13 protein-coding genes are annotated in these 13456 nt (G+C 68.7%); 9 read left to right on the top strand and 4 right to left on the bottom strand.

Annotation, left to right across the window (positions count from 1 at the left end; genetic code table 11):
• Positions 1 to 195 precede the first annotated feature (195 nt).
• Positions 196 to 1926 carry an LCP family protein gene (locus KCH48_RS21785; RefSeq protein WP_210576354.1) on the top strand — a complete coding sequence of 577 codons (1731 nt, stop codon included), beginning with the start codon at positions 196 to 198 and terminating at the stop codon, positions 1924 to 1926.
• Positions 1927 to 2044: 118 nt separating this feature from the next.
• Positions 2045 to 3607, top strand: a complete 1563-nt coding sequence (locus KCH48_RS21790; protein ID WP_374104702.1) for an LCP family protein — start codon at positions 2045 to 2047, stop codon at positions 3605 to 3607.
• On the opposite strand, the gene KCH48_RS21795 is transcribed toward KCH48_RS21790, so the two are convergent.
• Complete coding sequence (locus tag KCH48_RS21795; protein WP_210576560.1) at positions 3597 to 4253, bottom strand: M15 family metallopeptidase; 657 nt, start codon at positions 4251 to 4253, stop codon at positions 3597 to 3599. The genes KCH48_RS21790 and KCH48_RS21795 overlap by 11 nt on opposite strands.
• Before the next feature lie 87 nt (positions 4254 to 4340).
• On the opposite strand from KCH48_RS21795, the gene KCH48_RS21800 reads away from it, so the two are divergent.
• Positions 4341 to 5132 carry an SAM-dependent methyltransferase gene (locus KCH48_RS21800; protein ID WP_210576356.1) on the top strand — a complete coding sequence of 264 codons (792 nt, stop codon included), beginning with the start codon at positions 4341 to 4343 and terminating at the stop codon, positions 5130 to 5132.
• Positions 5133 to 5268: 136 nt separating this feature from the next.
• Positions 5269 to 5634: a four-helix bundle copper-binding protein gene (locus KCH48_RS21805; RefSeq protein ID WP_210576357.1), complete on the top strand. Its 366-nt coding sequence runs from the start codon at positions 5269 to 5271 to the stop codon at positions 5632 to 5634.
• 66 nt (positions 5635 to 5700) lie between these two features.
• On the opposite strand, the gene KCH48_RS21810 is transcribed toward KCH48_RS21805, so the two are convergent.
• Both KCH48_RS21810 and KCH48_RS21815 read right to left on the bottom strand, forming a co-directional pair.
• Positions 5701 to 6975 (bottom strand): LCP family protein, encoded by a 1275-nt coding sequence (locus tag KCH48_RS21810; RefSeq protein ID WP_210576358.1) that lies wholly within the window; start codon positions 6973 to 6975, stop codon positions 5701 to 5703.
• Between the two features lie 236 nt (positions 6976 to 7211).
• On the bottom strand, positions 7212 to 8570 hold the full coding sequence (locus tag KCH48_RS21815; protein ID WP_210576359.1) for an LCP family protein: 1359 nt from the start codon (positions 8568 to 8570) through the stop codon (positions 7212 to 7214).
• On the opposite strand from KCH48_RS21815, the gene KCH48_RS43440 reads away from it, so the two are divergent.
• The 4 genes from KCH48_RS43440 (at position 8554) to KCH48_RS21835 (ending at position 10628) form a co-directional block, all read left to right on the top strand.
• A complete protein-coding gene (locus KCH48_RS43440; protein ID WP_210576360.1) occupies positions 8554 to 8733 on the top strand; it encodes a hypothetical protein in 180 nt (59 codons plus the stop codon). The genes KCH48_RS21815 and KCH48_RS43440 overlap by 17 nt on opposite strands.
• Before the next feature lie 89 nt (positions 8734 to 8822).
• The gene (locus tag KCH48_RS21825) at positions 8823 to 9860 is read left to right on the top strand and encodes a glycosyltransferase family 2 protein (RefSeq protein WP_210576361.1); all 1038 of its coding nucleotides are present in this window, start codon (positions 8823 to 8825) and stop codon (positions 9858 to 9860) included.
• 82 nt (positions 9861 to 9942) lie between these two features.
• Positions 9943 to 10290, top strand: a complete 348-nt coding sequence (locus KCH48_RS21830) for a type II toxin-antitoxin system RelE/ParE family toxin (RefSeq protein ID WP_307840909.1) — start codon at positions 9943 to 9945, stop codon at positions 10288 to 10290.
• A complete protein-coding gene (locus tag KCH48_RS21835; RefSeq protein WP_210576362.1) occupies positions 10287 to 10628 on the top strand; it encodes a helix-turn-helix domain-containing protein in 342 nt (113 codons plus the stop codon). The genes KCH48_RS21830 and KCH48_RS21835 overlap by 4 nt, the downstream gene beginning before the upstream one ends.
• 62 nt (positions 10629 to 10690) lie before the next feature.
• Here KCH48_RS21835 and KCH48_RS21840 read toward each other — a convergent pair whose 3' ends face one another.
• Positions 10691 to 11848 carry an acyl-CoA dehydrogenase gene (locus KCH48_RS21840; RefSeq protein ID WP_282615163.1) on the bottom strand — a complete coding sequence of 386 codons (1158 nt, stop codon included), beginning with the start codon at positions 11846 to 11848 and terminating at the stop codon, positions 10691 to 10693.
• 175 nt (positions 11849 to 12023) lie between these two features.
• Here KCH48_RS21840 and KCH48_RS21845 point away from each other — a divergent pair, with 175 nt between their 5' ends.
• Positions 12024 to 13367 (top strand): UDP-glucose/GDP-mannose dehydrogenase family protein, encoded by a 1344-nt coding sequence (locus KCH48_RS21845; protein WP_210576364.1) that lies wholly within the window; start codon positions 12024 to 12026, stop codon positions 13365 to 13367.
• Positions 13368 to 13456: the final 89 nt, after the last annotated feature.

A 13456-nucleotide genomic window follows, 5' to 3' on the forward strand; every position in this document is an offset into this window, starting at 1 on the left:
GGGTGGAATGACCGGTTGTAGGGTCGTGGAGTTTGTCACTGCACCGCTCGATGCCCAACTGGGCGGATAGTGTGAGCGATTCAGTGATCCCCGGCCACGAAATCTGTCCTGGGGGTCGAGCACTGTGTTGACCAACACCCGTGCGCTTTCCGGGGGGAGAGCGCCGCGTGGCCCTGACGGAGGTTTCGGACAACCGTGGACGCGCAAGGCCGTGGGCGGGGGGACGACATCGATCCCGCAGACCAGTGGGTACTCAATCCGAACACCGGTGAATACGAACTGCGATTGAGCCCTTCCGCTCCGCAGTCGGCGGTTCCCCGGCCCCGCAGACCAGCCGCCGAGACAGGCACGGGTGCTCCCCGAGGCCGTACGTCCCCCAAGGCCCCCGGCCGCGACATCCCGCCGCAGCGGGGGCGCCGCGGGGTCCCGCCCGAGGAGCCGCTGCCCGGGCGGCGCGGGCGCCGGCCGGCGAAACAGCAGAAGTCGAAGGCGAAGAAGGCCGTGCTGTGGACCGGCGGCACCATGGCGTTCGTCCTGGTCGCCCTGGCCGGTGGCGGATACCTCTACCTCAAGCACCTGGAAGGCAACGTCGCCACGACGGACGTCGGCGACGCGGGTGCCAGCAACTTCAGCAAGGACGAGGCCTTCAACATCCTCATCATCGGCACCGACAAGCGGACCGGTGAGGGCAACGAGGGCTACGGCGACTCCGGCAACGTCGGGCACGCCGACACCACGATCCTGCTGCACGTCTCCAAGGACCGCTCGAACGCGACCGCGCTGAGCATCCCGCGTGACCTGATCGTCGACGTCCCGGACTGTCCGACGACGAAGGAGGACGGCACCGAGACGGTGATTCCGGGATCGCAGGGCGTCCGCTTCAACGCGAGCCTCGGCGAGAGCGGCCGGGACGCGGGCTGCACCATGCGCACCGTGAAGGCGGCCACCGGTATACAGCCGAACCACTTCATGATGGCCGACTTCAACGCGGTGAAGACCCTGACCGCGGCCGTGGACGGCGTCGAGGTCTGTGTGGAGGACGCCGTCAACGACAAGCAGTCGAAGCTGGTGCTGCCCGCCGGCACGTCGACGGTCGAGGGCGAGCGGGCCCTCGCCTTCCTCCGCACCCGGAAGAGCTTCGGCAACAGCGGCGACCTGGACCGCATCAAGGTGCAGCAGCAGTTCCTGGGCTCGCTGATGCGCAAGATGTCCTCCGGCAACACCCTCACCAACCCCGCCAAGCTGCTGAAGCTGGCCGAGGCCGCCACCAAGGCGCTGACCGTGGACGAGCCGATCGGCAACGTCAACACGCTCAAGGACATCGCCCTGGAGCTGAAGAAGGTGCCGACGAAGAACATCACCTTCGCCACGATCCCGGTGAAGGACAACCCCGCCGAGGTGGTCAAGGCGACGGTCGTCGTCGACGAGGCGAAGGCGCCCCAGGTCTTCGACATGATCACGAACGACATCTCGTTCACCGAGGTCAAGGCGCAGGAGAAGAAGGAGAAGGCCGAGGTCGCCGCCCGGCTGAAGGGCACCAAGGCCGCCGCCTCCGAGGTGCGGGTGCAGATCCTCAACGGCGGCGCCGCCGCGGGCAGCGCGCAGGCGGAGCTGGCCTACCTGCAGACCGAGGCGGGCGTCACCAAGTCGGAGAACGCGGGCAACGCGGAGGCAACGCGGGCGAAAACGACTCTGGAGTACGCTCCCGACCAGGCGGACCAGGCGCGTCGGCTCGCCGACATCATGGGCCTGTCCGGTTCGGCGATGAAGCCGGGCCAGAGCGTGGACAACGCCCAGGGTCTGCCGACGATGACCTTGATCCTCGGCAAGGACTTCAAGGGCGCGGGCGTCAAGCTCAACTCCGCCTCGGCAGCGACGCCGGACGTGGAGAAGTCCACCGCCGACAAGGTCCAGTGCGCCAGTTGAGGCCTTAGGGGCAACCTCAGGGGCCCGTCGTATGTCTCCAGGACAGACGGCGGGCCTCTGTGTGACGCCGGTGTGGGCGCAAAGGGTGGGGAGGACGGGCGAGTTGACGCAGAACGGTGTGCGGGAGGCCGTACCGGTTGCCGAGGGGGCCGGCGAGCGGAACGGCGCGGGGGGCCGCGGTCGGCACGGCTCACGACGGCCGGGTCAGGGGCGGCGGGTTCTTCGCTGGTCGGCGATGACCCTGGCGGTCCTCATACTCGGCGCGTCCGGCGCCGGTTACCTCTACTACCGCCACCTGAACGGCAACATCAAGCAGGACGAGCTCAACCTGGGCGACAACAAGGTCGCCGAGCCCACGCCGAACTCCGCGGGCCAGACCCCGCTGAACATCCTGCTCATCGGCTCCGACGCACGGGACACCGAGGAGAACCAGAAGCTCGGCGGCGCCCGGGAGACCTTCGGCGCGACCCCGCTGGCCGATGTGCAGATGCTGGTGCACCTGTCCGCCGACCGCACCAACATGTCGGTCGTCAGCATGCCGCGCGACACCCTCGTCCAGATCCCCAAGTGCACCGACCCCGACGACGGCGAGGTGTACGAGGCGAGCGACGGCCGGGTGATGACCAACCGGAGCCTGGGCCACGGCGGTCCCGGCTGCACGGTGGCCACCTGGCAGGAGCTCACCGGCGTCCACATCGACCACTTCGTGATGGTCGACTTCGCCGGCGTGGTGTCGATGGCGGACGCCATAGGCGGCGTCCCGGTCTGCGTGGACGCCAACATCTACTCCAAGGACAGCCGGGGCCATGGCTCAGGACTGAAGCTGGAGAAAGGCACGCACCCGGTGAAGGGCGAGCAGGCCCTGCAGTGGCTGCGCACCCGCTACGGCTTCGAGGACGGCAGCGACCTCGCCCGCGCCAAGGCCCAGCACATGTACATGAACTCGATGGTCCGCGTGCTGCGGGAGAACGCCACCCTGAGCAACCCGAACAAGCTGCGCCGCCTCGCCGAGCAGGCCACCGCGGCCCTCACCGTCGACCCGGGGCTGGGCACCGTCAAGGCGCTCTACGACCTCAGCAACGAGCTGCGGAAGGTCGAGCCGAAGCGCATCACCATGACCACCATGCCGAACCGGTACGTCGGTGCGCGCGTCGAGCCCACGGAGGACGCCGAGCAGCTCTTCCGGCTGGTGCGCGAGGACATCGCGCTGGACGGCAAGGACACGAAGAAGCCCGGAAAAGCCGCCGAGAAGGCCGCCGACGACCCCGCCGCCCCCGACTCCGAGATCGCGGTCCTGGTCCAGAACGGCACCGGGTCCGACACCCTCGCCCCGCAGAACGGACGCGCGAGCGACGTGGTCAACCTGCTCGTCGGCAAGGGCTTCGACGAGGCGATCGCCGACCCGGCCGCCGGGAGCGAGGCCACGACACTGGTCCGCTACCCCAGCGCCGAACTGGAGGGCGACGCCCGCGCCGTCGCCAAGGCCCTGGGCATTCCGGCGAGTTCGGTCAAGCAGTCGACCGACGTCTCCGGTGTCACACTCGTCGTGGGAGCGGACTGGCGCGAGGGTACGACCTACAAGGCGCCGAAGACCGACGACACCACCCCGGACACGGCGAAGGCACTCAACGGGGCGGACGACGAGGCGTGTATGCAGGTGAACCCGGCGTTCACGTGGTGACGTCGTACGGCCCGTACAGCGCCGCCACCTCCCCGCTCGCCAAAGCCCAGTACCGGTCCCCGAAGGACCAATGCCACCACTCCGTCGGGTAGTTCACCAGCCCGGCGGCGGTGAGCACGGCACCCAGCGTCTCGCGGTTCGCCCTGGCCTCCTCGCTGATGTCGGCGGCGTCGGTGTAACAGGCGCCCTCGCTGTCCTCGGGGCTGGCGTTCAGGCGGGAGCCCAAGTCCAGCTCGCGGCCGGAGAGTTCGGCGAGGGTCAGGTCGACTGCGGCGCCGGCGCTGTGGGGGGCGATCTCGGGTGGGGAGACGTAGCGGCTTGCCGCCGAGTGGATCCGGTCGGCGGGCCAGTCGGGGTGGGCGGCGCGGAGTTCGGCGGCGTAGTCCTCGAAGTAGGTCCGCTGGAGGGAGGGCGGCCGGTAGCCCTCGACGAAAAGCAGGCGCAGGTCCTGCGGGAGCAGCGACTGGGCCTCGATGAGGCGTTGCAGGACGCCTTTCCGCAGGTGGGCGAAGGCGGCGGACGGGTCCTGTTTGCGGGTGTCCACCAGCAGCGAGCCTTCGCGGCGGACGTCGACGAGAGGTTCGCCGCACTCCGCGACGGGTATGGCGGCGACCCTCGGGTCCGACATCAGGACGATCTCGTTCACGATCTCGTTCATGACGCGATCATCTCCAATCGCATCAAACCTCGGGAGGCGCCCCCATGGGTGCGTTTTCGGCCTTAACTTGGTCGCATGATTGGCTCCTCGCGATTCCGTACCGATGTGTCGCACTCGGCGCGGATCTGGAACTACTGGCTCGGCGGCATGGGCCACTACCCGGTGGACGCCGAGGTCGGCGACCGGATCCTTTCGCTCGTGCCGGCGTTGCCCCGGTCGGCCGTCGCGGACCGGCGGTTTCTGACGCGTGCGGTGCGGTACCTCGCCGAGGAGGCCGGAATCCGGCAGTTCCTGGACATCGGGACCGGGCTGCCCACCACCGACAACACTCATGAGATCGCCCAGCGCGTGGACCCGTCGTGCCGGATCGTCTGCGTGGACAACGACCCGCTCGTCTTCGCCCACGCCCACGCACTGCTGAACAGCACGCCGGAGGGTGCCGCCGTCTTCATCGAGGGTGATGTGCACGACCCCGAGGCGATCCTGCGGGACGCCGCCGAGACGCTGGACTTCGGCCGCCCCGTCGCGATCACCATGCTGGGCATCCTGAACTTCGTGCTGCGCACCGACGAGGCCGTCTCCGTCGTGCGACGGCTGCTGGACGCCGTACCCTCCGGCAGCTACCTGGTCGTCTCCCACCCCACCACCGAGGTCGACGGCGAGGCGATGGCCACGGCGGTGGACTACTGGAACGGGCAGGGGACGGCACCGATGACGCTGCGCAGCCGCGCCGAACTCGTCCGGTTCTTCGAAGACGTCGAGATCCTGGAACCCGGCATCGTCACCTGCTCCCGCTGGCGCCCCGACGCCGCGGACGGTGAGAGTGCCGACGTCACCCACTTCGGCGGCGTGGGCAGGAAGCCGTAATCGATACGGGCGGGATGCCCGTAATCGGCACGCATGGCGGAATTCTTACGTCCGTCCCATGGCGGGGGCGCGCTGAGGGGCGTACGACGGTAGGGCGAGGGTTCGACTCCGGGCCCCGCCACCCCGAGGAGGAACCATGCAGCAGCAGTCCACCACCATGACCGCGATGAGCAAGCAGATGCAGGACTGCGTCGAGGCGTGCATGACGTGTCACAGCGTGTGCGAGGAGACCATGAGCTCCTGTATGCAGATGGGCGGCCAGGCTCAGATGCAGATCATGCGCGCGCTCATGGACTGCGCCGAGACGACCCGTATGTGCGCGGACATGATGATGCGCCGCTCGCCGATGTCGGCCGAGATGTGCGCGATGTGCGCCAAGGCCTGCGACATGTGCGCCGAGGCGTGTATGTCCATGCCGGACGACCCCCAGATGATGCGGTGTGCGGAGGCGTGTCGCCGCTGTGCCGAGACCTGCCGCACGATGGCCGGCGCCACGATGTGACGCTCGCCCGAACGCGCTCAAGGGCACCCCGAGGGGTGCCCTTGACGTTGGTGCCGTGCCCGCCCGTCAGTTGCCCGAGACGGTGACCTTCTCGTCGTTCTTCAGCTGGCCGACCAGCGTCTTGACCTTGGCTTTGTCCCAGACGAGGTTGCCGCCGGAGGAGCCGGAGATCGGCATGTTCATGGACTTGCCGTCGCCTCCGGTGACGCCCTTCATCGCCCAGAACATGTCGGCCAGGTCGAACAGGCTCATGTCCTTGTCGACGACGAGGGTGTCGAGGCCCGCGCCCATCGTCGGGTAGAGCTTGAAGGGGTTGAGGACCGTGCTCGGCGTCGCGGTCTGGTTGGCCAGGGCCGCGAGGAACTTCTGCTGGTTCTTCGTCCGGTCCAGGTCGCTGTTCGCGAGCGCGTACCGGGTACGGACGAAGGCCAGGGACTGCTCGCCGTTCAGGGTCTGCTTGCCCGCCTGGAAGTTCGCGCCGGACTTGGTGTCCTTCATCCCGCCCTTGGGGATCTCGATCTCCACGCCGCCCACCGCGTCCACGATGTTCGCGAAGCCCGCGAAGCCGATCTCGACGTAGTGGTCGATGTGCAGGCCCGTGTTGAACTCCACGGCCCGCACGAGCAGTTCGGGACCGTCCTCCGCGTAGGCCGCGTTCAGCTTCACGTGCCGGCCGGTGCCCTGGAACGTCTTGCCGGACTCGGAACCGACGAAGGTCGGGATCTCCACGTCCGAGTCACGCGGCAGGGAGATCAGCGTCGGGCCGTTGTCGCCGGTGTGCAGGATCATCATCGAGTCCGTGCGCTTGCCCTCGGCGGACCCGGTGCGCAGCTTCTTCTTCTCCTCGTCGGACAAGCCCTCACGGCTGTCGGAGCCGACGATCAGATAGTTCGTGCCCGCGCCCGCCTCCGGCCGGTCGATCACCTTCGACAGGTCGACGTCGCGGTTGAGCTTGGAGTCGGCCCAGAAGTACGTGCCGATGGACACCACGATCAGCAGCGTCACCAGCGTGAGTGCCGTCCACTTGATGCGGCGGCGCCAGTTCGGCCGGGGCCGCGGACCGTACGGGTCGTCAGGGCCGCCCGGCCCTCCGCCGCCGGGGGTGCCGTAGACCTGGCCTGTGTTGTAGTCGTTGCCGTACGCGTCGTCGTAGCCGCCATTGACGTACGACTGCTGCTGCGGGGCCCCGCCGCCGTACGCGCTCTGCCCGGGCGGCGTGGCCGCCGGGCCGCGGCGGACCTGCCGCATCACGCGCGCGCCCTCGGGCTGTGCGCTCGCGCTGCCGTGTCCGTACCGGCGGCCGCGGTTGTCGTCGGACCATGCCTCGGGCCAATCGTTCATGGGCCCCAGTGTGCAGGGCATGGCCGTGTCCCTTACAAGGTTCGTCGGAAAATAAGGGCGCGGCTGTTGCCAATCTGACACAAAGTCCGCGCATGTCGACTCGGCATAAGGTGGGGGTCATGACAGACCAGGCCAGCGTCACGGATTCCGACACCGCGGCCAAACCGGACAGGCCCTGGTCTATGGAGCTTCGGGAGCGGCGCGCGGCCGAGGGCTCCGAGGACTGACCCCGGCTCTCAGCCGCACTTCACCTCGTCCCCCCGTACCACCCCGGACTCCGTCTGCTCCGGATCCTCCGCCCGCACCTTCCGCACGTCCCGGAAGTCCGGCCCGACGGTCACCTTCAGCATCGGGCCCTGCCCCTTGACCGCCCGGAGCTCGCTCCCCGGCAGCGCGGCGGCCAGCGTCTTCGCGGAGCGGTCCCAGCGGGGGTCGAAGGTGACGACCGTGCGTTTCACGGCTTCGCGTGCCGTCACCGGCTGCCGGGTGGTCAGGAACCCGGTCGCCGCCAGCTGCTTGTCCGCGCGCGTGCCGAGCCCCGCGGTGGGCGACCCGTTCTCCACCTGGACGCGGATCTGCTGCGGGGCCACCTCCACGCTGACGGCCGTGCTCTTCGGGCGCTGCAGGGCCAGCGGCTTGTCCTGCCGCAGGGCCTGGAAGATCCGGTCCGCCTTGACGGGGTCCCACTTCAGCGTGGAACCGACGTCCTTCACGGCGTATCCCATCTGGCCGATCGGCACGGTCGTGAACTCGGACGAGGAGGGGGAGAAGTTCCGCATCGCCCGACCCAGGTCCAGCAGCTCGTCCGTGCCGAAGCCCTTGTCGGCCCGCACGGACCCGAGCACCGCCCGTGTCACGTCCCGGAACTTGATCGGGTTCAGCAGCACCCCGGACGACGTGGCCTGGTCGATCAGCGCGGCCATGAACCGTTGCTGCCGCTTCATCCGGCCGAGGTCGGAGGCCCCGTCGACATGCCGGGAGCGGACGAACCGCAGCGCCTCACCGCCCCTGAGCTGATGCGTGCCGGCCGGCAGGTCGAGTCCGGTGTACGTGTCCTTCATCGGCTCGGCGAGGCAGATCTTCACGCCGCCGACGACATCCACGGTCTTCATGAAGCTGGTGAAGTCGACCTCCAAATAGTGGTCGATCTTCACATGCGTCATGTGCTCGACGGTCCGCACGGTCAGCTGCGGCCCGCCCTCCGCGTACGCCGCGTTGATCTTGAGGGGGTGGCCGTGGTGCCGCTTGCCGGTGGTCTGGTCGACATGCGGGGGAGTCTCGGCGTACGAGTCGCGCGGCAGGCTCACCACGCTCGCCCGCTCCCGGTCCTCCGAGATGTGCACGATCATGAGCGTGTCGGTGCAGTGGCAGGGCTCGCCGCCCAGCCGGTACTTGCGCCGCTCCGCCTCGCCGATCTTGTCGCGGCTGTCGGTGCCGACCAGCAGCACGTTCATGCCGTCGCCGGCCTGCGGACGGTTCTTCATGTCCTTGAAGGGGTCGACCCGGGCGATGTCGGAGTCGAGGCTGGTGATCACCGAGTGCCCGATGCCGGCCGAGGCGAGGATCACCACGGACAGCGTGGTCACCACCCGCATGGCCCAGCGCGGCTTGTTCCGCCGTACGGGCGGCCGCGGCGCACGGGACGTCGGCTGGTGGCGGCGCGGCGTCTGGGCTCTGGACCGAGGCGGCGTGGGCGGCGTGGGCAAGGAAGGACACCTCCGCGAGGGCCGTACGGTGGGCTGGGTGTGCGATTTGTGAGCACCGTAGGCCCATACGATCTGTGGCCCGGGGCACCGCCACCGGCGGGGCGCATCGCTGTCCCCCATTCGCGGTAACGTGAGCCTCCTATGAACGCCAAGCCCGACGTGCAGCTCCCCGCCGTGTCCGTGATCATGCCCGTCCTCAACGAGGAGCGGCATCTGCGCGGAGCCGTCCAAGCGATCCTCGCCCAGGAGTACGCCGGCGAGATGGAGGTCGTGATCGCCCTCGGTCCGTCCACGGACCGCACGGACGAGATCGCCGCCGAGCTGGTCGCCGAGGACTCCCGTGTGCACACCGTCCCCAACCCGACCGGCCGTACGCCCGCCGCGCTGAACGCCGCGATCAAGGCCTCCCGCCATCCGATCGTCGTCCGCGTCGACGGGCACGGCATGCTCTCGCCGAACTACATCGCCACGGCCGTACGGCTCCTGGAGGAGACCGGCGCGCAGAACGTCGGCGGCATCATGCACGCCGAGGGCGAGAACGACTGGGAGCACGCGGTCGCCGCCGCGATGACGTCGAAGATCGGCGTGGGCAACGCGGCCTTCCACACGGGCGGCGAGGCGCAGCAGGCCGAGACCGTGTACCTCGGCGTCTTCCGGCGCGAGGCGCTGGAGCAACAGGGCGGCTACAACGAGGAGTTCATCCGCGCCCAGGACTGGGAGCTCAACTTCCGGCTCCGCGAGGCGGGCGGGCTGATCTGGTTCTCGCCCGAGCTGAAGGTGTCGTACCGGCCGCGCCCGAGCATGCGCGAACTCGCCAAGCAGTACCGGAACTACGGCCGTTGGCGGCACGTCGTCGCCCGCTACCACGAGGGCTCCATCAACCTGCGCTACCTCGCCCCGCCGACCGCGGTGTGCGCCATCGCGGCGGGCCTGGTCGTGGGTGCGCTGGTGACGCCGTGGGGGTTCGTGGTCCCCGGCGGCTATCTCGCGGCGATCGTCCTCGGCTCCGTCCCCGCGGGCAAGGGGCTGCCACTGAAGGCACGGCTGCAGATCCCCGTCGCGCTCGCCACCATGCACATGTCGTGGGGCTGGGGCTTCCTGACCAGCCCCCGCTCGCTGGCCCGCAAGGTGATCGCGAGCCGGCGCCCCGCGGTGCGGGTGGACGCCGACGCGGGCTGATCGGCGGCACCTTGAATATGTCGGGAACGACATATACCGTGACAGGGGTGGATGCGCTCTTCACCATCGAGGTCGAGCCCAGGTGCGCGACTGGCTGGAGGCACTGCCAGCCAAGCACTTCATCAAGGTCGACGAATACGTTGGACTGCTTGCGGAACACGCCGCCGCGCTTGGTGAGCCGTTCGCCCGCTACCTGGGCGACGGGGTCCGAGAGCTACGCCCCACCCTCGACGGTGCCGCCATACGCATCACCTACTGGCTCACGCCGAACCGCACCGCAGTCCTACTGACCGTCTTCCGTAAGACGAAAATGAGGGAAGACGCGCAAGTAAGGCGCGCCAAGCACGCACAGAAGATCTGCGAGGCCGAGCACGGCCCGGCACACGAGGAGTTCGTCCGCGTCATCGAGGAAGGAGAGGTCGAGCAATGAGCCACAGTCGCTGGAAGACCCTGCATGAGCGCAAGCTCACCGAAGGTCTCATCGAGCCGGAGGACGCGGCAGAGGCCCGTCGCGAGATCCGACTGTCCATGGCCCTGGCGAAAGCCGTGTACGACCGCCGCACCGAACTCGGCCTCACCCAGACCGAACTCGCCGCCCGTGCCGGTCTCACCCAGGCAAAGATCTCCCGCATCGAGGGCTCCGACACCGTGCCGACGTTGCCTCTCCTTGCCAGGCTGGCCAAGGCTCTGGACGCCACCCTGAACATCGCCCTCAACAACGACGACACCTGGGTGACGTTCACAGCGCACCGCACCCACGCGGCGTAAGGACGGGGCAGCCCTCCGCCCGAGGAGGCGGAGGGCTGTGGAATGCGGGATTACGGGACGCCTTACGGCAGGTTCCGCGCCATCACGATCCGCTGGACCTGGTTCGTACCCTCATATATTTGTGTGATTTTCGCATCGCGCATCATCCGCTCCACCGGATAGTCACGCGTGTAGCCATAGCCACCCAGCAGCTGGACCGCGTCCGTCGTGACCTCCATGGCCACGTCGGAGGCGAAGCACTTGGCCGCCGCGCCCTGGAAGGTGAGGTCGCGGTCGCCGCGTTCGGACTTGGCGGCGGCGGCGTACGTGAGCTGACGGGCGGCCTCGATCTTCATGGCCATGTCCGCCAGCATGAACTGAATGCCCTGGAACTCCGCGATCGCCTTGCCGAACTGCTTGCGCTCCTGGACGTAGCCCTTGGCGTAGTCCAACGCCCCCTGAGCGATGCCCAGCGCCTGCGCGGCGATGGTGATGCGGGTGTGGTCCAGCGTCTTCATCGCCGTGGCGAAGCCGGTGCCCTCCTCGCCGATCATGCGGTCCGCGGGGATGCGGACGTTGTCGAGGTAGACCTCGCGGGTCGGGGAGCCCTTGATGCCGAGCTTCTTCTCGGGGGCGCCGAAGGAGACGCCCTCGTCGGACTTCTCGACGACGAAGGCCGAGATGCCCTTGGAGCGCTTCGTCGGGTCGGTCACCGCCATGACCGTGTAGTACTCGGACACGCCCGCGTTGGTGATCCAGCGCTTCACGCCGTTCAGCACGTAGTGGTCGCCGTCGCGGACCGCCTTGGTCTTCATGCCGGCCGCGTCGGAGCCGGCGTCCGGCTCGGAGAGGCAGTACGAGAACATTCCGTCGCCCTTGGCGAGCGGCGTCATGTACTTCTTCTTCAGGTCCTCGGAGCCGGAGAGGATCACCGGAAGCGAGCCCAGCTTGTTCACCGCGGGGATGAGGGAGGAGGACGCGCAGACACGCGCCACCTCCTCGATCACGATCACCGTGGCGAGGGCGTCGGCGCCCGCGCCGCCGTACGACTCCGGTACGTGAACGGCGTGCAGGTCGTTGGCGACCAGCGCCTCCAGCGCCTCCTGCGGGAAACGGGCCTCCTCGTCCACCGCTGCGGCGTACGGCGCGATCTTCGCCTCGGCCAGCGAGCGGATGGCGTCACGGAGCATGTCGTGCTCCTCGGACGGGCGGTACAGGTCGAAGTCAGCCGATCCGGCCAAGGTCTCTCACGCTCCAAAGCTGTGATGCTGGCGCTAATTACCGTTAAGTAACTCAAATTTTAGGGGCAGGCCCACGGGAGGGGTACGTGAGCTTGGCGACAGCGGGAAAACTGCCCGTCAGACCCTCCGACTATGCTCGGGCCCGCACTGCCGACGAAGACTCCTGGAGCACCCCATGGCCCTCAAGATCACCGTGATCGGCACCGGCTATCTCGGCGCCACGCATGCCGCGGCCATGGCGGAGCTGGGGTTCGAGGTGCTGGGCCTCGACGTGGTGCCCGAGAAGATCGAGATGCTGCAGCGGGGCCAGGTCCCGATGTACGAGCCGGGCCTCGAGGAACTGCTGAGCAAGCATGTCGTGGGCATGGAAGGGTCCTCCGGCCGGCTGCGCTTCACGATGGACTGGGCCGAGGTGGCCGCGTTCGGCGACGTCCACTTCGTGTGTGTGAACACCCCGCAGCGCCATGGCGATTACGCGGCCGACATGAGTTACGTCGACAGCGCCTTCGAGCTGCTCGCCCCGCACCTCACCGGCCCCGCCCTCGTCGTCGGCAAGTCCACCGTCCCCGTCGGCTCCGCCGAGCGCCTCGCCGCCTACCTCGCCACGCACGCGCCGGCCGGCGCGGACGCCGAGCTGGCCTGGAACCCGGAGTTCCTGCGCGAGGGCTTCGCCGTCCAGGACACACTGCACCCCGACCGGCTCGTCGCCGGTGTGCGCAGCGAGCGGGCGGAGAAGCTGCTGCGCGAGGTGTACGCCACGCCGATCGCCGAGGGCACGCCCTTCGTCGTCACCGACTTCCCGACCGCCGAGCTGGTGAAGACGTCCGCGAACTCCTTCCTGGCGACCAAGATCTCGTTCATCAACGCCATAGCCGAGGTGTGCGAGGCCGCGGGCGGCGATGTCGCCAAGCTCGCCGAGGCGATCGGGTACGACGACCGGATCGGCAAGAAGTTCCTGCGGGCCGGGATCGGATTCGGCGGCGGCTGTCTGCCGAAGGACATCCGGGCCTTCATGGCACGCGCGGGTGAGCTGGGGGCCGACCAGGCGCTGACCTTCCTGCGGGAGATCGACTCCATCAACATGCGGCGCCGCGGCCAGATGGTCGAGATGACGCGGGAGGCGCTCGGCGGCGGCTCCTTCCTCGGCAAGCGGGTCGCCGTGCTCGGCGCCAGCTTCAAGCCGGACTCGGACGACGTCCGTGACTCGCCCGCGCTGAACGTCGCCGGGCAGATCCACCTCCAGGGCGGCCAGGTCACGGTGTACGACCCGAAGGGCATGGCGAACGCCCGCAGACTCTTCCCGACCCTCGGCTATGCCGACACCGCCTTCGACGCCGTCCGGGGCGCCGACGTCGTACTCCATCTCACCGAGTGGCGCGAGTTCCGCGAGCTGGACCCGGCCGCGCTCGGGGAGGTCGCCACGGCCCGTGTCCTGCTGGACGGGCGCAACGCCCTCGACCCGGAGCTGTGGCGGCGGGCGGGCTGGTCGTACCGCGCGATGGGGCGTCCGACCGCCTGACCAAGGAATTCACCGCTTACCACCCCCTCCCTGAAACCCTCAAACGGGGTTCGAATTCAATTCGAGCAATGTGCGGGAATTGCATACTC

This window comes from Streptomyces sp. GESEQ-4 (assembly GCF_017948455.1).
Classification (GTDB): domain Bacteria; phylum Actinomycetota; class Actinomycetes; order Streptomycetales; family Streptomycetaceae; genus Streptomyces.

Excerpts from the sequence above, each read along its gene's own strand:
- KCH48_RS21825 (WP_210576361.1), top strand. The coding sequence starts at position 8,823 with ATGAACGCCAAGCCCGACGTGCAGCTCCCCGCCGTGTCCGTGATCATG.
- KCH48_RS21845 (WP_210576364.1), top strand. The coding sequence starts at position 12,024 with ATGGCCCTCAAGATCACCGTGATCGGCACCGGCTATCTCGGCGCCACG.
- KCH48_RS21810 (WP_210576358.1), bottom strand. The coding sequence starts at position 6,975 with ATGAACGATTGGCCCGAGGCATGGTCCGACGACAACCGCGGCCGCCGG.
- KCH48_RS21805 (WP_210576357.1), top strand. The coding sequence starts at position 5,269 with ATGCAGCAGCAGTCCACCACCATGACCGCGATGAGCAAGCAGATGCAG.
- KCH48_RS21815 (WP_210576359.1), bottom strand. The coding sequence starts at position 8,570 with ATGCGGGTGGTGACCACGCTGTCCGTGGTGATCCTCGCCTCGGCCGGC.
- KCH48_RS21835 (WP_210576362.1), top strand. The coding sequence starts at position 10,287 with ATGAGCCACAGTCGCTGGAAGACCCTGCATGAGCGCAAGCTCACCGAA.
- KCH48_RS21800 (WP_210576356.1), top strand. The coding sequence starts at position 4,341 with ATGATTGGCTCCTCGCGATTCCGTACCGATGTGTCGCACTCGGCGCGG.